This window comes from Halobacillus faecis, assembly GCF_007991335.1.
GTDB classification, from domain to species: Bacteria; Bacillota; Bacilli; order Bacillales; family Halobacillaceae; genus Halobacillus; species Halobacillus faecis.
Genome location: NZ_BJYD01000002.1, coordinates 1 through 16948 on the forward strand (window position 1 = coordinate 1; position 16948 = coordinate 16948).

The window sequence follows — 16948 nt, forward strand, 5'->3', positions numbered from 1 at the left end:
CGAAACTGAGTCTTCAAGAAAAGGGAGCTTTAGTTGAAGAAGGTGGTTTGGGGCGCTAGCTAAAAAAGCCTTGATTTTTGTGGGTGCATGCCTTATCCTAGTTTAAGTAGTCATGTCGGCGGAGTTTAGTTGTTGACATGCATCATAAGGCATGCTATTATAATTTAGGTAACTGAATGAACGGATCTAGAGACAAGTAGGAGCACCCGCTTCTCACCTGATCGACGCACAGCGCAGTTGGCAGGTCACTTATTCCTTTGATTATTAGGAGTCGTGTGGGTGCAGTATGTGTACCGACACTTTTTTTATTTGCATTAGGAAATCTTGTCGATGACAGATCTCATATAAGTTTTCTAAAATTTGTTGGAGGTGGCTCGATATTAGCAAGGATAACATGAACGTTAATGAAAAAATCCGTGCCCGTGAAGTTCGTCTAATCGACGTGAATGGTGAGCAACTTGGAGTTAAATCACGTAACGAAGCTCTTGATATTGCAGCAAATGCGAATCTTGACCTTGTTATGGTGGCACCAAATGCGAAGCCTCCGGTTTGCCGAGTGATGGACTACGGTAAATATCGTTTCGAGCAGCAAAAGAAAGAGAAAGAAGCTCGCAAGAAACAAACGGTCATCAAAGTTAAAGAAGTTCGTCTCAGCCCAGGGATTGAAGACCACGACTTTAACACAAAACTTCGTAACGCACGTAAGTTCTTGGAGAAAGGTGACAAAGTGAAAGCATCTGTCCGTTTCCGCGGTCGTGCGATCACACACAAAGAACTTGGACAAAAAGTACTTGAACGCATGGCGGAAGAGTGCAAAGACATTGCCCAAGTTGAGACCAAGCCTAAAATGGAAGGTCGTAGTATGTTCTTAATGCTTGCTCCTCTTAACGAGAAGTAAGGAATTGTATCAAGTTAAAGGAGGAAATTCACATGCCAAAAATGAAAACCCATAAAGGTTCTCAAAAACGCTTTAAAAAGACTGGAACAGGTAAGGTGAAACGTTCTCACGCTTACACTAGCCACTTGTTCGCGAACAAATCTACAAAACAAAAGCGTAAGTTGCGTAAAGATGCACTAGTTTCTGCTGGAGACTACCGCCGCATCAAGCACATGCTTCCAAACGACTAATATAGATTGATTTAAATAGGAGGGATTCCCATGCCACGAGTAAAAGGTGGAACAGTGACACGCCAACGTCGTAACCGTGTCCTTAAACTAGCAAAAGGTTATTATGGTTCAAAACATGCACTATTCAAAACTGCAAAACAACAAGTAATGAAGTCAGGTCAGTATGCTTACCGTGACCGTCGTCAGAAAAAACGCGACTTCCGTAAGCTATGGATCGCTCGTATCAACGCTGCAGCGCGTTTGAACGACATTTCTTACAGCCGTCTAATGCACGGTTTGAAGCTTGCAGGTGTTGAAGTTAACCGTAAGATGCTAGCTGATCTTGCTGTAAACGATGAGCAAGGTTTCGCAAGCCTAGCAGAGCAAGCTAAATCTGCTCTTAAGTAATAAAATGACAGTGATAAAGGGCCATTTCCGATCGGTAGGAAATGGCTCTTTTTTATACTCGTAAATTTAGTCATTTACATAGTACATTATTTTGGAAGGTTCATTTTTGAGCCGTTTATTTTACAAATGGTCTAGAGTGGGGGAGGAATTTTTATGGATGTTGTGATCCTTGTTAGTATATATGGACTGGTCATCAACCTGGTCCTTTTCATTATGATGGGCGTAGATAAACGTCGTTCTAAAAGAGGGTCCTGGCGTATTGAAGAAAAGAAATTGTGGGGGATAGCTTTAGCAGGGGGACCTCTTGGGGGATGGATTGGAATGAGTGTATTCAGGCATAAAACGAAACATACCTCCTTCAAACTCGGTTTCCCAATCCTAAGCCTCTTCTATATCGCTGGAGTGGCCTACCTGGTGCATCGGTTCTATCTCTAGCTACTCTGTCATATTATGTAGACAGGGAGGGGGATGAGATGGGCGAAACAACAAGTGCCATTTTTGCATGGTTAGAACATCAAGAAGCCTGGGCACCGCTCTTATTTATCGCTATTCATTTATTGCGTCCTTTTTTGTTTTTACCTGTTATGCTCGTTTGTATCACGGGTGGCGTTTTGTTTGGTCCGATTGCTGGAAGTGCCTATTCGGTGGTGGGTACAATGCTTTCTAGTTTATTGTTTTATCGCACCATCAGGCTCGTTCCTTCTGGCTTTAAGAAATTGAGATCCTTAAAAGAAAAATGGTTGAATAAGAACTCTCATTTGACGGTAAAACAGGTCGCAGTCTTAAGACTTGTACCTTTTATTCATTTTCATTTACTTTCATACTGTTTATTGGAAATCAGTGCAGACTTTAAAGAATATGCGAAATCATCCTTGTTTGCAAACTTGCCTTTGGCCGTTGTTTATACGTCTGTGGGACAATGGATATCCTTGTTTTCCATTCCAATGATGATTCTCTTTTCGGGAGCTTTGATTGGGGTATGTTTCTTGATACGCAAAAAATATGAAGTTTTTTTATGGAGGGACTTTTTCCAGACGAGTCCATAAAGGAAAGCCTCACTCAAAGGAGTGAGGCTTTTTTTCATCGTGATTCTTTAATGGCTGAATGATTAATCGGTTCATTGGATGTTTCCACTCGATGGAAGCATAAGGGTATCGAATCAATATTTCTTTTTCCATAAAATAAAGATCTTCTCTGTCCAGGCCCTGTAACTTTTCAGGGTTGTGTACACTCACGCTAATGTTAATGACTTCAAACGAATCCTCTGTGGTTCCTAAGTATTTCTCTCCTTCAAAGACATGTCCTTTTAGCGTCATCAAGAAGTTCTCTTTTGTATTCTCTTTGTTATCATGAAAGTAAAATTGTTTTTTGTCTCTGGCAAGCTCTAATTTTCTCTTTGGATTGACTATGAATTTATAGGCGGTATAAATAATGAAGGCTATGGCAATCAGTAAGAGCAACCGGAATAATAGGATGATCATTTCTTTCATCTCCCTGTAAACTGTTCTTTTGCTTCCATACGGATGAACGTATCCTTTTGTTTCAAAAAATGATACATTTAATTAGAAAATTTTTTATATGTCTCTGCTTGATGCTTATGCTGATGATTCAAGCATGTGGCAGGAGTGTTCATTTTCAAGATGTTCGTGAGGGTTCTAAGGCACCGGGAAAAGGTTCGTCTTGCTCCGGCGTCCAGACACTTCACTCATAAGCAGAACAGTAAAAAGGCAGTATGAAGGAGAGATCGATCATGAATTGGGCAAGTTTGTATGATATGCAGCGAAAATTAGATCATTATATAGAACGGCAGCACAGGATTGAAAGAGGACAAAAAGTTGAGGAAAAAGTATTGGCTCTGCTTGTCGAGTTAGGGGAGCTCGCAAATGAAACCAGATGCTTTAAGTTTTGGAGTACGAAAGGGCCGAGTGACAAATCTGTGATATTGGAAGAGTATGTGGATGGAGTCCATTTCCTCCTTTCTTTAGGTTTGGATCTACAGTATCGTTATACATCAACTGAACTCGTGGAATCCGATTCCCAGACAACAGCTTTTCTATCTGTCTATTCTTCGATTGAAAATTTGAGGATGGAAAAGGACGAACAATCCTATGTAAAAGCTTTTTATGATTATTTAATACTTGGACTTACGTTAGGAATCACTGAGAAAGAATTGATTGAAGCGTACGAAAGGAAAAATGCTATCAATTTTGAACGGCAAGATAAAGGGTATTGATGGTCAGGAAACTGAATTTTTTGTGAAATCGCTTCAAAAGGTATATAATATCCATTGGATAGGAAAAGGAGGAATGATTACATATGGCTAAAAAAGATGAAACACTGCAAATGTTAAAGGATTTGACGGATGCTAAAGGCGTTCCTGGTAATGAGCGGGAAGCACGTGATGTGATGAAGCAGTACATCGCTCCTTACGCAGATGAAGTGTTTACAGATAATTTAGGCAGTTTAATCGCGAAAAAGGTAGGAAATAAAAAAGGCCCGAGCGTTATGGTAGCAGGTCACTTGGATGAGGTAGGCTTCATGGTTACCCGTATTGATGACAATGGCTATATTTATTTCCAAACTGTCGGAGGCTGGTGGAGCCAAGTAATGCTTGCCCAGCGTGTGACTATTATGACACGTAATGGAGATTTGACAGGGGTTATTGGATCTAAACCACCACATATCCTGCCTCCGGAGCAACGGAAAAAAGCGGTAGACATTAAAGACATGTTCATCGATATTGGTGCATCAAGCAAAGAAGAAGCGATGGAATTTGGAGTGAAACCAGGAGATTCAGTTGTTCCGTACTTTGAATTCACCCAAATGAAAAACGAGAAAATGCTTCTTGCCAAAGCTTGGGACAACCGTATTGGTTGTGCGATCGCTATTGAGGTATTGAAGCAGTTGAAAGGTGAAAAACATCCGAATATCGTCTATGGTGTTGGAACCGTTCAGGAAGAAGTGGGTCTTCGTGGAGCACGTACGTCTGCGAATGTGATTAACCCGGATATTGCTTTTGGTGTTGACGTTGGAATTGCTGGTGATACACCTGGCGTGTCAGACAAAGATGCCTCAAGCAAGATGGGCGAAGGTCCTCAAATCATCCTTTATGATGCTTCTATGATTTCACATAAAGGTCTTCGGGATTTTGTAACAGACACGGCCGATGCCAATGAGATTCCATACCAATTTGATTCTCTTGCAGGCGGTGGAACGGACTCTGGTGCGATTCATTTAAGTCATGATGGTGTTCCTGCATTGTCCATTACGATCGCAACACGCTACATCCACTCCCATGCAGCAATGCTTCACCGTGATGACTTTGAAAATGCGGTACGTTTAATTGTTGAAGTCATAAAAGGCCTTGATGCAGATAAAGTGCAGGAAATAACATTTAACTAATGCAATGATGTAAAAAGCCAACCTTCTTCAGGTTGGCTTTTTATTATTGATTTTGCTTCAATCCCTGCTCTAAAGTATCCAGAATTTCTTGTCTTTCTTGTTCATCGGATTCTTTCCATAACATTTCAAAAAAAACACCAAGGCCGGGAAGCATTTTTTCTTCTCCTTTTTGCAAGGCATCATCGATTGTTGCTTCTAATTGTTCGGCATTATGTCCGCTAACGTTAGAAAGAATCGCTGCTCTTAAGTTCAAGTTCATGGATCATTCAACCTCCTTTTCTGCATAACTTCGCGAATATTCTTCTTTAGTTTGACCAACCATGGTCCTGCTATGTATGATGAATGAGAAATAAACACGTAAATGAGGGACTACTATGTTAACTTCCTTACAAAATACAAAGGTGAAGGAATGGAAAAAACTACATAAACGCAAATATAGAAATCAAACAGGAACCTTTATTGTAGAAGGTTTTCATCTCGTAGAAGAGGTGTTAAAAAGCGATTGGGAAATCGTTGAAATGATTGTTCGTGAAGGAACGGATTTTTCGACCCCCACAGATATTCCTACGGTAATGGTGAATGATGTTGTGTTTCAGGCTATTTCAGAAACTGAAACACCTCAAGGTATTGCAGCAGTCGTCAAACAGAAGGAATCATCTGTAGATCAAGCCGCATTAACTTTAATGCTTGACTCCGTGCAGGATCCTGGGAATGTAGGTACACTGATCCGGACAGCCGATGCAGCAGGTTTCGACCAGGTGATTTTAGGTTCAGGTACCGTTGATGTTTACAATGATAAAGTCATCCGGGCTACACAGGGATCCATTTTTCATATCCCTGTCCTCTCAGGAGAGCTAGAAGAGTTTATAGAACCAATGAAAAGAGATGGGGTTCAGATTCTGGCTTCTGCTCTTAAGGATGCTGTTCCTTTTCAACAACTGCAAGCTCCTTCTAAAGCTGCGCTCATTGTAGGGAATGAAGGACAGGGGATTCAGGAGAATCTTTTAACCCAAGCTGATCAACGGGTCTATATTCCGATATATGGACAGGCGGAGTCTCTGAATGTAGGGATTGCTGGTGCTGTTCTTATGTATCATTTAAAGGGATGAGGTTGCATCCATAACCTTCTTTGACTATAATATATTCAGTTGATAAAAATTTAAAAGTGAAAAGCTTAGATAGAGCAAAGTAGATGAATGTAGATCGTTATAGGGAGGAAGCATCTTGGACTGGAAGTGCTTCTAACGTGGCAGGTATCGAAATTTCACTCTGGAGCTGGCCATAGGCCCGGATTTTATCCGTTATTTTCATCAAAGTGGGCACATGTCATTGTGCCAACAAGGGTGGTACCGCGAAACGACCATACAAGTCTCGTCCCTTTTCTAAGGGAGGGGGCTTTTTTTATTTTCCTGCCGTTCATACAGTTAAGAATTTCAACAAAAGGAAGGAAAATAGAACGATACGATTTAAAGGAGGAAAAAAGCATGAAGGAACGTTTAGAAGAGCTGCAACAGGAAGCTCTGGCGAAAGTTGAACAGGCGGATTCAGTTCAAGGCTTGAAAGATGTAAAAGTCGAGTACTTAGGGAAAAAAGGTCCGATTACAGAAGTTCTTAGAGGAATGGGGAAATTGTCTAAAGAAGAGCGTCCGGTCATCGGTCAATTGGCTAATGATGTACGTGAAAGTATTGCGCAAGCCATTGAGACCAAGCAAACAGCGCTTGAGGATGCGGAACTAGAAAAGCAATTGGAAGAAGAAAGCATTGATGTGACACTCCCTGCTCGTCCTGTAAAAGTCGGCGGGCCTCACTTATTGACGAGCATCGTAGAAGAAATTGAAGACCTCTTCATCGGTATGGGCTTTGAAATCAAAGAAGGACCTGAAGTGGAGACAGATTATTACAACTTTGAAGCATTGAATCTTCCGAAAGGCCACCCGGCTAGGGATATGCAGGATTCTTTCTATGTTACGGAAGAACTTTTAATGCGTACCCATACGTCTCCTGTTCAAGCACGGACAATGGGAGCTAAAGATGGCAGTGAACCCGTCAAAATGATCTGTCCTGGTAAAGTGTACCGTCGTGACACAGATGATGCTACGCACTCTCACCAATTTACACAAATTGAGGGTCTTTTAGTTGATAAAAACGTCCGAATGAGCGATTTGAAGGGCGTGCTGAATGCCTTCGCGAAGCAAATGTTCGGAGCGGATCGTGAAATCCGTCTGCGTCCAAGCTTCTTCCCATTCACAGAGCCATCTGTAGAAATGGATATCTCCTGCAAAGTTTGTGGAGGTAAAGGCTGCTCGGTATGCAAAGGCACCGGCTGGATTGAAATTCTCGGTGGGGGAATGGTTCATCCGAACGTGCTTGAAATGGCAGGCTATGATCCGAAAGAATATTCCGGATTTGCATTCGGTATGGGGCCAGAGCGAATCGCCATGTTGAAATATGGAGTGGATGATATCCGTCACTTCTACACGAATGATGTTCGATTCTTAGAACAGTATCACAAGGCTTAAAGGAGGAATAAAACCATGCTTGTATCATTAAACTGGTTGCAAGAATATATTGATGTCAGTCGTTATTCGCCAGAAGAGCTGGCAGAAATCATTACGAAGACCGGAATTGAAGTGGAAAGTGTTGAACCTGTAGCAGAGGAGGTCACAGGTGTTGTGGTCGGGTATGTTCGTTCTTGTGAACAACATCCGAACGCCGACAAACTGAACCTTTGCCAAGTGGATGTAGGAGAAGAGACGCTTCAGATTGTTTGTGGCGCACCGAACGTTGCTGAAGGTCAAAAAGTGGCTGTAGCGACTCCGGGAGCGGTTCTTCCAGGGAATTGTAAAATTAAAAAGACGAAGCTGCGTGGAGAAGAATCGAATGGAATGATCTGTTCGCTCCAGGAGCTTGGAGTCGATGAAAAAGATGTCCCGAAAGAATACGCGGATGGTATTTTTGTATTTCCTGAAGACGTGGAAGTTGGAGCCAATGCTGTATCCTTGTTGAATCTTGATGATTTAATCATCGAGCTTGGTTTGACACCAAACCGTTCGGATGCTCTAAGCATGGCAGGCGTAGCCTATGAAGTGGCAGCGGCGATCGATGGTACGTATGAATTGGCTGATGAAAATGTCCAAACGTCCAAAGAAAAAGCAGCAGACCATGTCTCTGTTGTTGTGGATGACTCAGAGGCGAACCCTTATTATGGAGCTTTCATTATTAAGGACGTTCAAGTGGGGCCATCTCCACTATGGATGCGCAACCGTCTGACTGCTGCAGGCATCCGTCCAATCAACAATGTGGTGGATATTACGAACTATGTACTTATGGAGTATGGTCAGCCCCTTCATGCTTTCGACTATGATCGCTTTGGCTCGAATACCATCGTTACACGTCGTGCGAAAGATGGAGAGAAGATAACGACGCTTGATGATCAGGAGCGTACGCTGAAAAGTGATCATCTTGTCATTACGAATGGAGAAAAAGCCCACGCTATCGCTGGTGTCATGGGCGGAGCGGAGTCTGAAGTACAAGATGATACAACGACAATCATCTTAGAAGCCGCATTTTTCCACCCATCCGTTGTACGTGAAGCCTCTAAAGATCACGGACTTCGCAGTGAGTCCAGTACACGATTTGAAAAAGGTGTCGATCCAAATCGTGTAGAACGTGCGGGCAAGAGAGCCTGCGAACTTCTTGCAAAATATGCAGGAGCAACGGTCTTGGAAGGTGTCGTGTCCCATGACGAACTGAACCGTTCTGAAAAGCAAGTCACTGTAAACACGAGCACCATCAACAATCGACTTGGAACCCAAATTTCTAATGAAGATATCGCTGACATTTTCCGTCGTCTTCAGTTCAATTATGATCAAAATGGGGATGAGTTCCAGGTATCTGTTCCGACACGCCGTGGAGACATTACAATCTTTGAAGATATGCTAGAAGAAGTGGCGCGGATTTATGGCTACGATAATCTTCCGTACACGCTTCCACAAGGTGCGTCTCAAGCAGGAGGCCTGACGCTTGAGCAACTGCTGAAACGTAAAGTGAAAGCATACTTTGAAGGTGCAGGACTTCATGAGACCATCACTTATTCCCTTACTCATAAGGATAAAGCTCAAATGCTTGTCAGTCCTGAAGTGAAAGGAAAATCCGTAAGCCCTGTCGCTCTAGCTATGCCTATGAGTGAAGATCATGGAACGCTTCGATTGAGCATGGTTCCTGAGTTGTTAGAGTCCTTATCCTATAATGTGGCACGTAAACAAGAAAACCTTGCTTTCTATGAAGTGGGTACCGTGTTTATCAGTGAAGAGGAAAAAGTAACGAAACAGCCGCAGGAAATGTTGCGTGCATCAGGCGCATTGACAGGGGAATGGCTCTCACATGCATGGCAACAGGAGAAAAAATCAGTGGACTTTTTCGTTGCTAAAGGTATATTGGAAGGATTAAGTGAACTGCTGGACCTTCCTTTCACTTATGAAAAAACGAAGTTGGATCATATGCACCCAGGACGTACGGCAACCCTGTCTGTCAATGGAGAAGTCATCGGCTTCGTTGGGCAGGTTCATCCGAAGCTTCAAAAACAGCTTGGATTGAAAGAAACCTATGTCTTTGATGTGAATTTGGAAGCGCTCATTGAGGAGTATAAGAAAGAAGAGAAATTCCAGACCATCCCTCGGCACCCTTCTGTTTCACGTGACATTGCGCTTGTCGTTGATGAAAATGTCACTGCAGGATCAATTGAGAAGACGATTGCAGAGGCTGGAAGTCCATTAGTGAAGGATGTTCAAGTATTCGACCTATATCAGGGTGAACATTTAGATGAAGGGAAGAAGTCTCTCGCTTTCCGTCTGCTTTACCTGGATCCACTTCGTACATTGAAGGATCAAGAAGTAGAAGAGGCTCACAATGCTATCCTGGAAGCGGTGAAAAATCAGCATCAGGCTGAGCTTCGTGGATAAACCAAAAGATAAACAAAAAAAGCTCAGAGTTTTCTTAACTCTGAGCTTTTTGTATAAGCAACACTGATTATTTAACAAATTTCTTCGCTTTTTCCGTGGTGGCAAAGTGAACTTTAGCTAACTCATCCAGCTTTTCTTCACCGTAAGCTTCAATGATAGCCGCTGCAGCACGATCTACTTTTCCAGAAGCTCCTTTTGGTATCGGAAGACCTGTATCAAATTCCATCTGATTCATCGCTTTTACAAAAGCAGACCTTGCAATGATGGAAGCAGTTGCGACAGCTATCGAATAACTTTCCGCTTTTGTCATAAAGTAAACATGTTCTTGAAGTTGCTGGTTTTCACTTCTCAGGTGTTTCTTGTACACATCTGGTTCTGAGAATTGGTCAATTAATATGCCATCTGGTTTTTTAGGTGCAATCTTCTCAAGCAGACGGTTCAAGGCTTGATGGTGGAGCATGGTTTTCATTTTTCCTTGGCTCCAGCCTTTCCTCTGCCACTGGTTGTATTTTTTATTTGGCAGCCTTAGTAGACTGTATGGAATTTTCATAGCCACAATATCTTTCGCCAGGTTGGTAATTTGGGCATCGGAAAGGTTTTTTGAATCTTTGACACCAATCGCTTTCAATTGTGAGATTTGTTCTTTTGTAACAAAAGCGGCTGCTACAGTTATGGGGCCAAAATAGTCACCGGTCCCCGCTTCATCAGATCCAATATGTGAGCTTACGAAAAGCTCCTGATCTGGATGATAAGCATGGTGTTTATTCTTGCTTTTGTTCGGACCTCCGGAGGCCATGGTAGAAACGGTTCCCCATTTCTCAGCCTCTTCTTCTGGTTTCTGACCTTGGAAAAGTACCTTGCCTGATTTGTAGGCTGTAATCGTACAGTTCGCTGTTTTAGCTGCAAACAGTGCCGTTGGGGGACAGTTTTTTTGGCTTGAGGCGTAATACTTCTTCATCTTCTCTAGTGTAGAGGCAGGTAATTTCAATACAACTTGGGGCATAATGGATTCCTTTCTGTCTAAAATGATAGGATTAGTATAGCAAAGTGGATGGCAAAAGAGAACATTTGCGAAAAACATCCGTATTGGTTTCCTATTTGTCAAGCTTCGTGTTAATATAAAGTTTAGGATTGAGAGAAACTAGGGGGTATGAATGTGTCGCAGTCAGACCAAGAGAAAAAAAGAATTACAGTGGAGATCAACAAACGATCTTACACTATAGTTGGTCATGAAGAGCCCCATCATATCCGTATGGTATCCAGTCTGGTGGATCAAAAGATGCGAGAGATCCATGAAGCAAATCCAAGCCTGGATACGGCAAAGCTCGCCGTTTTGACCGCTGTGAATACGATGAATGAATATATGAAATTAAAGGAAGAATGTACAGAACTTATGAATTATATTGAAAAGAAAGAGAAAGAGGACAGAGGGTAAAATGATTGATTTATTGTTATTGTTTATTTTGTTTATTGGTGTAATAACAGGTTTGAAAAGAGGTTTTATCCTCCAGCTTTTCCATCTTATCGGATTTATTGTAGCCTTTGTACTCGCTGTCATCTACTATGATGACCTTGCTCCGAAACTTACGTTATGGGTCCCATATCCAGAACTGCCTCAGGATTCTTCCTGGGCGATCTTTTTAGAAAATCTGCCTCTGGAACAAGCCTTTTATAACGCTGTTGCTTTTGCCATTATCTTTTTTGGAGCCAAAATCATCTTACATATTATTGCGTCCATGTTGGACTTTGTTTCGGAACTGCCGATTCTGCATTCGTTGAACACATTGTTGGGTGGAATTTTGGGCTTTATTGAAAATTATGTCATCTTATTCGTGGTGCTGTACATAGCTGCGCTTGTACCTCTTGCTGGAGTGCAAAGTGCTTTGGACGGATCGATTCTTGCACAGCTGATCATCGAACACACACCAGTCTTTTCAGAACAATTGAAAACGCTGTGGATTGAACATGTAGCTGGCTGAGTAAGACTTTAGGATGAAAGTACAGGTAGAGCCGCTATGATTATGATCATGGCGGCTCTTTTTCAGCTTGTAAACAGGATAAAACGTGAAGGAGTCGTTGAATCATGGCAATCGATAAAAAGCAAGTCATTAAACTGTTGGAAAAAATCGCTGTTTACTTAGAATTGAAAGGGGAAAACCCTTTTAAAATTTCTGCTTACCGTAAGGCTGCCCAAGCCTTAGAGCGTGATGACAGATCATTAAGTGAGATCGATGATTTCACCAAAATGAAAGGAATCGGAAAAGGTACGGCAACGGTCATTGATGAATACTTGGAAAACGAGGAATCAGATACGTTGAAACAATTACAGGCAGAAGTCCCTGCTGGCCTTGTCCCGTTACTTGATCTTCCAGGTCTCGGTGGAAAGAAATTGGCGAAACTTTACCAACAGTTAGGTGTGACCGATGCAGAGACGCTGAAGGAAGCTCTGGAGGCTGGAAAAGTAGAAGCACTGGATGGTTTCGGTAAAAAGTCTGCTGAAAAGATGTTGAAGGCGATTGAAGAAGCAGGAGCACGCCCCGAACGTCTACCGATTGCTGTCATGCTTCCATTAGCTGAGAAAATTGAGCGTTTTTTGGAACAAGGGAAAACATTCACGCGCTTTTCAAGGGCGGGAAGTTTAAGGAGAATGCGTGAGACGATTAAAGACTTAGATTTCATCATTGCTTCTGAACATGCTGTTGAAACTCGAGATGAGTTATTGGCTTATCCAGATATTAAAGAGGTTATTGCCTCCGGTGAGACGAAAGTTTCTATAGTTGTCAATGAGGGCTATGATATAGGCATTGATTTCCGTATTGTAGCACCAGAAGAATTTGCTACGACTTTACACCATTTCACTGGATCCAAAGACCATAATGTAGCTATGAGACAACTGGCAAAAGAGAACGATGAAAAAATCAGTGAGTATGGGATTGAAAAAGTGGAAACGGGAGAAGTCCAAACGTTTGAAACGGAAGAAGAATTTTTCCAACACTTCGGTCTTCATTTCATTCCCCCTGAAGTTAGAGAAAATTATGGGGAAGTAGAGAAATTCAAAGAACCTATCGAACTCGTGGAATTGAATGATATTCGCGGGGATCTTCATATGCACTCGACTTGGAGCGATGGAGCTCAGTCCATCAAAGAAATGGCAGAGAAAGCAAAAGCGAAAGGGTATGACTACATCGCCATTACTGATCACTCAAAATACTTGCGTGTAGCAAACGGCTTGAATGAGGAACGGTTACGCCTGCAAAGGAAAGAGATTGAAAAGGTGAATGCAGAAATGGAAGATTTCCATATCTTTGCTGGTATTGAAATGGACATTCTTCCAGATGGATCTCTGGATTTTAATGATGAGTTCCTAAAGGAAATGGACTTTGTCATCGCATCCATCCACTCAAGCTTTCAGCAATCACAGGAACAAATTATGGACAGGTTGACCAATGCCCTCGAAAACCCTCATGTCCATATGATCGCTCATCCGACCGGACGCTTAATCGGCCGACGTGAAGGCTATGACGTGGACCTAGAAGCATTGATTGAAGGAGCGAAGCGAACAGGGACCATCCTTGAACTCAACGCGAACCCCAACCGGCTGGACTTGAGTTGGGAATGGTTGATGAGAGCTCAGGAAGAGGGCGTGAACATTGCTGTTAATACGGATGCTCACAGTTATCCAATGTTGGAGCATATGAAAATAGGAGTTGGAGCAGCTCGAAAAGGGTGGCTGAGAAAAGATTCAGTCATTAATACGTGGACGAAAGAACAGTTGATGGATAAGTTCAAGATCCATAAGGAGTAATAAAGGAGACGGTTACACATGAATCAACGCATCCTTCATGTACTAGAATTCAAAAAAATTATAGAACAATTGAACGAACAAGCAGCATCTTCCTTGGGTAAAGAAAAAACAGCCGCCTTGAAACCATCTTCTGATTTGGAAGAGGTTCGCCACTTGCAAATGGAAACGGATGAAGCTGGACAAGTGCTGCGTTTGAAAGGCCATGTCCCACTTGGTGGTATTTTTGATATCAAACCAAGCTTGAAGCGAACCACAATCGGCGGTACTTTGAGCGCTCTCGAATGTTTAGATGTTGCCAGTACGATCTATGGTGGAAGACAACTGAAGCGTTTCATTGAAGACATGGAAGAACCGGAAATGCCGATTTTAAGAGATATGGTTTCTAAAATTGCTCCATTAAGAGAACTGGAGAGTGAAATCAGAAACTGTATTGATGACCATGGAGGAGTTATGGACGGGGCATCTGAAAAATTGAGGTTCATTCGTTCAAAAATCCGTACTTATGAAAGCCGGGTAAGGGACAAAATGGAGTCTTTTACAAAATCTAAATCCAAAATGCTTTCCGATGCGATTGTGACCATAAGAAATGAACGGTATGTTCTTCCTGTTAAACAAGAATATCGAGGATCCATAGGCGGGATTGTCCATGATCAATCATCTTCTGGGGCTACATTGTTCATAGAGCCTCAAACGGTCGTTGATTTGAATAACCAGCTGCAGGAAGCCCGTGTCCAAGAAAAAAATGAGATTGAGAAAATCTTGAAAGAACTTTCCGATGCGATTGCGGAAAACCATGAACCCTTATATGAAAACGTCAATGGCTTAGGGCATATGGACTTTATGTTTGCCAGAGCGAAGTTAGGCAAGCAGATGAGAGCAGCCATGCCTAAGATGAATGACGAAGGTCGCATCGATATAAAACAAGCGAGACACCCGCTAATACCTGAAGAAGAAGTCGTGCCCAATGACATTGAAATAGGTACGGACTACACATCCATTGTTATAACTGGTCCAAACACAGGTGGGAAAACGGTTACTCTCAAACTCGTAGGTTTGTGTACGCTGATGGCACAGTCCGGCCTACAGGTACCCGCATTGGATGGCTGTGAGATGGCTGTATTCAAAGAGGTTTATGCAGACATCGGAGATGAACAGTCCATCGAACAAAGCTTATCTACTTTTTCTTCCCACATGACCAATATCGTAGACATTTTGGATAAAGTGGACGATCAGTCCTTAGTCTTGTTTGATGAACTTGGTGCTGGAACGGATCCGCAGGAAGGTGCCGCTCTTGCGATGTCCATTCTAGATGAAGTGGTTAACCGGAAAGCCCGGGTCATCGCAACGACGCACTATCCAGAATTGAAAGCTTATGGCTACAATCGTCCCGATGTTATCAATGCTTCGGTGGAATTTGATATTCAAACCCTAAAACCGACCTACCGCTTGTTGATCGGCGTTCCAGGTCGAAGCAATGCGTTTGAGATTTCCAGACGCTTAGGTTTAAGAGAATCCGTGATTGAATCCGCAAAAGGCCATATCGGTGTGGATTCTCAGAGTGTTGAAAATATGATTGCTTCATTAGAGGAATCGAAACGGGGAGCAGAACAGGATTATGAAGAAGCAGAACGATTGCTTGCAGAAGCGGAAGAGCTCCGGAATGAATTGAAGCAAAAATGGGACCAATTCGAAGATCAACGTGAAAAGTTATATGAGAAGGCTGAACAAAAAGCAGAAAAAGCTATTCGACAGGCCAGAGAAGAAGCGGAAACAATCGTCGGCGAGATCCGAAATATGAAATCACAGGCACAAATGAAAGAACATGAATGGATTGAAGCTCGAAAGATGTTTGACGAGGCGCAGCCTGAACTAGCGAAAAAGAAACCGAAAGCAGCTCCAGCACCTAAGAAAGAGTCGAAAGAGTTGAACCCTGGAGATGAAGTGAAACTACTGACTCTTAACCAGCAAGGGACCATTGTGGAACAGACAGGTAAGAATGAATACCAGGTCCAGGTTGGTGTAATGAAAGTAAAAGCCAAACGGAAAGAACTTGAATTCGTAAAGGCCAAGCAACCATATAAAGAAAAGCCTATGGCGACAGTCAAAGGGAAGAACTTCCATGTGAAAACAGAACTAGATTTACGTGGCGAACGATATGAAGATGCGTTAAACCGTTTAGAAAAATACATTGATGACGCTCTGTTAGCAGGCTATCCACGAGTATCCATTATCCACGGAAAGGGGACGGGCGCTCTTCGGACAGCCGTTCAAAATTTTGCGAAAAATCACCGTAGCATATCCAGCCATCGGGCAGGAGGCATGAATGAAGGTGGAAGTGGAGTGACCGTACTTGAGTTTCGGTAATTCATTAAAAAGGGAGCGGAGGAATGAGTAATTTTTGGGAATACACGTTAGTGGAAACCGCCGCTCGTTACAGTGTTGTTGTTCTTTGCTTAGTTCTTTTTATGGCGATATTTGAAATCGTTACTTCCTATAATAACTGGGAAGAAATCAAAAAAGGCAACATTGCTGTAGCGATGGCGACCGGGGGGAAACTATTTGGAATTGCAAACATCTTTCGTTTTTCAATTGAACATAACGACTCACTCACCCAAACGATGGGGTGGGGCTTGTATGGTTTTGCCCTTCTCCTTTGCGGTTATTTCATTTTTGAATTCTTAACCCCATCTTTTAAAATTGATGAGGAAATTGCAAATGACAACCGTGCCGTTGGATTTATTTCCTTGATCATTTCCATCGGCCTTTCGTATGTGATTGGAGCGAATATCATTTAAGGAGAGAGACAGTGGAAACCTTAGCCAAAATATTAATGGTCGTTGCCGCGGCCTTTCTCATCGTCGGCATCCTGTTTTTTATCATATAAGTATAGGATTCATCATCAACCAAGAAGCTCGATTATAATCGGGCTTCTTATTTTTTATGTTAATGTTGTAATAGATATTAAAGTATATGGCAGGATTCTTAAAGACTCAGTTTCGAGACTTTCAGGGGTTCGTTGCCCGGGTTGAGCGCCAGGGGTGGTTGGGAAGCTACTCGCTTTCCTGTGGGGGAGTGGCGAGCTTCCTCGGGCTACCGCCCTGCGGGATCTTGCCTATCTCCTTTCCCCCACGGGAGTCTCGCAGCTTCCCAACCACCCCATTCGATATATGCGTGAAACGAACCCCTTACCGAGTATAAGAATCTGTAACAAATCATGATCTATAGTCATAAAGCGCTCTATAACATGCTTTTTGTATTCATATTA

At 42.5% G+C, this 16948-nt stretch carries 18 protein-coding genes and 2 other annotated features; of the genes, 15 read left to right on the forward strand and 3 right to left on the reverse strand.

Translation table 11 applies throughout. The features are described 5' to 3' along the window. Positions 1-188 precede the first annotated feature (188 nt). Positions 189-312: a sequence feature (ribosomal protein L20 leader region), on the forward strand. 82 nt (positions 313-394) lie between these two features. From infC to HFA01_RS00525, 5 genes are all read left to right on the forward strand, one after another. Continuing rightward, positions 395-898, forward strand: coding sequence for a translation initiation factor IF-3 (gene infC, locus HFA01_RS00505; RefSeq protein ID WP_146812617.1), 504 nt, complete (start codon positions 395-397; stop codon positions 896-898). A 32-nt stretch (positions 899-930) separates the two neighbouring features. After that, positions 931-1128, forward strand: a complete 198-nt coding sequence (gene rpmI / locus HFA01_RS00510; protein ID WP_079479460.1) for a 50S ribosomal protein L35 — start codon at positions 931-933, stop codon at positions 1126-1128. A 30-nt stretch (positions 1129-1158) separates the two neighbouring features. Further along, positions 1159-1515 carry a 50S ribosomal protein L20 gene (gene rplT, locus HFA01_RS00515; RefSeq protein WP_089650567.1) on the forward strand — a complete coding sequence of 119 codons (357 nt, stop codon included), beginning with the start codon at positions 1159-1161 and terminating at the stop codon, positions 1513-1515. A gap of 153 nt (positions 1516-1668) precedes the next feature. Next, positions 1669-1950, forward strand: coding sequence for a DUF1294 domain-containing protein (locus HFA01_RS00520; protein WP_371860295.1), 282 nt, complete (start codon positions 1669-1671; stop codon positions 1948-1950). Positions 1951-1988: 38 nt separating this feature from the next. Further along, positions 1989-2561 carry a TVP38/TMEM64 family protein gene (locus HFA01_RS00525; protein ID WP_146812618.1) on the forward strand — a complete coding sequence of 191 codons (573 nt, stop codon included), beginning with the start codon at positions 1989-1991 and terminating at the stop codon, positions 2559-2561. Positions 2562-2570: 9 nt separating this feature from the next. Here the strand turns inward: HFA01_RS00525 and HFA01_RS00530 are convergent, their stop codons facing one another. Further along, positions 2571-2996, reverse strand: a complete 426-nt coding sequence (locus HFA01_RS00530) for a sigma-w pathway protein ysdB (RefSeq protein ID WP_146812619.1) — start codon at positions 2994-2996, stop codon at positions 2571-2573. Between the two features lie 269 nt (positions 2997-3265). Here HFA01_RS00530 and HFA01_RS00535 point away from each other — a divergent pair, with 269 nt between their 5' ends. Then, a complete protein-coding gene (locus tag HFA01_RS00535) occupies positions 3266-3748 on the forward strand; it encodes a dUTP diphosphatase (RefSeq protein WP_146812620.1) in 483 nt (160 codons plus the stop codon). A gap of 83 nt (positions 3749-3831) precedes the next feature. Continuing rightward, positions 3832-4917, forward strand: a complete 1086-nt coding sequence (locus HFA01_RS00540) for a M42 family metallopeptidase (protein ID WP_089650571.1) — start codon at positions 3832-3834, stop codon at positions 4915-4917. Positions 4918-4960: 43 nt separating this feature from the next. Here HFA01_RS00540 and sspI read toward each other — a convergent pair whose 3' ends face one another. Beyond that, entirely contained in the window at positions 4961-5176 is a 216-nt protein-coding gene (gene sspI / locus HFA01_RS00545; protein ID WP_035509556.1) for a small acid-soluble spore protein SspI, read from the reverse strand. A gap of 115 nt (positions 5177-5291) precedes the next feature. On the opposite strand from sspI, the gene HFA01_RS00550 reads away from it, so the two are divergent. The 3 genes from HFA01_RS00550 (at position 5292) to pheT (ending at position 9878) form a co-directional block, all read left to right on the forward strand. Further along, positions 5292-6026 carry a TrmH family RNA methyltransferase gene (locus HFA01_RS00550; protein WP_146812621.1) on the forward strand — a complete coding sequence of 245 codons (735 nt, stop codon included), beginning with the start codon at positions 5292-5294 and terminating at the stop codon, positions 6024-6026. A gap of 57 nt (positions 6027-6083) precedes the next feature. Further along, positions 6084-6299, forward strand: a binding site (T-box leader). Positions 6300-6401: 102 nt separating this feature from the next. Continuing rightward, positions 6402-7436 (forward strand): phenylalanine--tRNA ligase subunit alpha, encoded by a 1035-nt coding sequence (gene pheS / locus HFA01_RS00555; protein WP_146812622.1) that lies wholly within the window; start codon positions 6402-6404, stop codon positions 7434-7436. A gap of 15 nt (positions 7437-7451) precedes the next feature. Continuing rightward, entirely contained in the window at positions 7452-9878 is a 2427-nt protein-coding gene (gene pheT / locus HFA01_RS00560) for a phenylalanine--tRNA ligase subunit beta (RefSeq protein WP_146812623.1), read from the forward strand. A gap of 67 nt (positions 9879-9945) precedes the next feature. Here pheT and rnhC read toward each other — a convergent pair whose 3' ends face one another. After that, positions 9946-10881, reverse strand: coding sequence for a ribonuclease HIII (gene rnhC / locus HFA01_RS00565; protein ID WP_146812624.1), 936 nt, complete (start codon positions 10879-10881; stop codon positions 9946-9948). Between the two features lie 147 nt (positions 10882-11028). On the opposite strand from rnhC, the gene zapA reads away from it, so the two are divergent. The 5 genes from zapA (at position 11029) to HFA01_RS00590 (ending at position 16478) form a co-directional block, all read left to right on the forward strand. Then, on the forward strand, positions 11029-11313 hold the full coding sequence (gene zapA, locus HFA01_RS00570) for a cell division protein ZapA (RefSeq protein WP_089650576.1): 285 nt from the start codon (positions 11029-11031) through the stop codon (positions 11311-11313). Position 11314: 1 nt separating this feature from the next. After that, positions 11315-11857, forward strand: coding sequence for a CvpA family protein (locus tag HFA01_RS00575; RefSeq protein WP_146812625.1), 543 nt, complete (start codon positions 11315-11317; stop codon positions 11855-11857). A 104-nt stretch (positions 11858-11961) separates the two neighbouring features. Beyond that, positions 11962-13683, forward strand: a complete 1722-nt coding sequence (gene polX / locus HFA01_RS00580) for a DNA polymerase/3'-5' exonuclease PolX (RefSeq protein WP_146812626.1) — start codon at positions 11962-11964, stop codon at positions 13681-13683. 18 nt (positions 13684-13701) lie between these two features. Next, positions 13702-16047 carry an endonuclease MutS2 gene (locus HFA01_RS00585; RefSeq protein WP_146812627.1) on the forward strand — a complete coding sequence of 782 codons (2346 nt, stop codon included), beginning with the start codon at positions 13702-13704 and terminating at the stop codon, positions 16045-16047. 23 nt (positions 16048-16070) lie between these two features. After that, a complete protein-coding gene (locus tag HFA01_RS00590; protein WP_146812628.1) occupies positions 16071-16478 on the forward strand; it encodes a DUF350 domain-containing protein in 408 nt (135 codons plus the stop codon). Positions 16479-16948: the final 470 nt, after the last annotated feature.

Coding starts and splice junctions, on each gene's coding strand:
- rnhC (WP_146812624.1), bottom strand. CDS start 10,881: ATGCCCCAAGTTGTATTGAAATTACCTGCCTCTACACTAGAGAAGATG.
- polX (WP_146812626.1), top strand. CDS start 11,962: ATGGCAATCGATAAAAAGCAAGTCATTAAACTGTTGGAAAAAATCGCT.
- infC (WP_146812617.1), top strand. CDS start 395: ATGAACGTTAATGAAAAAATCCGTGCCCGTGAAGTTCGTCTAATCGAC.
- sspI (WP_035509556.1), bottom strand. CDS start 5,176: ATGAACTTGAACTTAAGAGCAGCGATTCTTTCTAACGTTAGCGGACAT.
- HFA01_RS00535 (WP_146812620.1), top strand. CDS start 3,266: ATGAATTGGGCAAGTTTGTATGATATGCAGCGAAAATTAGATCATTAT.
- HFA01_RS00520 (WP_371860295.1), top strand. CDS start 1,669: ATGGATGTTGTGATCCTTGTTAGTATATATGGACTGGTCATCAACCTG.
- HFA01_RS00590 (WP_146812628.1), top strand. CDS start 16,071: ATGAGTAATTTTTGGGAATACACGTTAGTGGAAACCGCCGCTCGTTAC.
- rpmI (WP_079479460.1), top strand. CDS start 931: ATGCCAAAAATGAAAACCCATAAAGGTTCTCAAAAACGCTTTAAAAAG.
- HFA01_RS00575 (WP_146812625.1), top strand. CDS start 11,315: ATGATTGATTTATTGTTATTGTTTATTTTGTTTATTGGTGTAATAACA.
- HFA01_RS00525 (WP_146812618.1), top strand. CDS start 1,989: ATGGGCGAAACAACAAGTGCCATTTTTGCATGGTTAGAACATCAAGAA.
- HFA01_RS00585 (WP_146812627.1), top strand. CDS start 13,702: ATGAATCAACGCATCCTTCATGTACTAGAATTCAAAAAAATTATAGAA.
- HFA01_RS00540 (WP_089650571.1), top strand. CDS start 3,832: ATGGCTAAAAAAGATGAAACACTGCAAATGTTAAAGGATTTGACGGAT.
- zapA (WP_089650576.1), top strand. CDS start 11,029: ATGAATGTGTCGCAGTCAGACCAAGAGAAAAAAAGAATTACAGTGGAG.
- HFA01_RS00530 (WP_146812619.1), bottom strand. CDS start 2,996: ATGATCATCCTATTATTCCGGTTGCTCTTACTGATTGCCATAGCCTTC.
- pheS (WP_146812622.1), top strand. CDS start 6,402: ATGAAGGAACGTTTAGAAGAGCTGCAACAGGAAGCTCTGGCGAAAGTT.
- rplT (WP_089650567.1), top strand. CDS start 1,159: ATGCCACGAGTAAAAGGTGGAACAGTGACACGCCAACGTCGTAACCGT.
- pheT (WP_146812623.1), top strand. CDS start 7,452: ATGCTTGTATCATTAAACTGGTTGCAAGAATATATTGATGTCAGTCGT.
- HFA01_RS00550 (WP_146812621.1), top strand. CDS start 5,292: ATGTTAACTTCCTTACAAAATACAAAGGTGAAGGAATGGAAAAAACTA.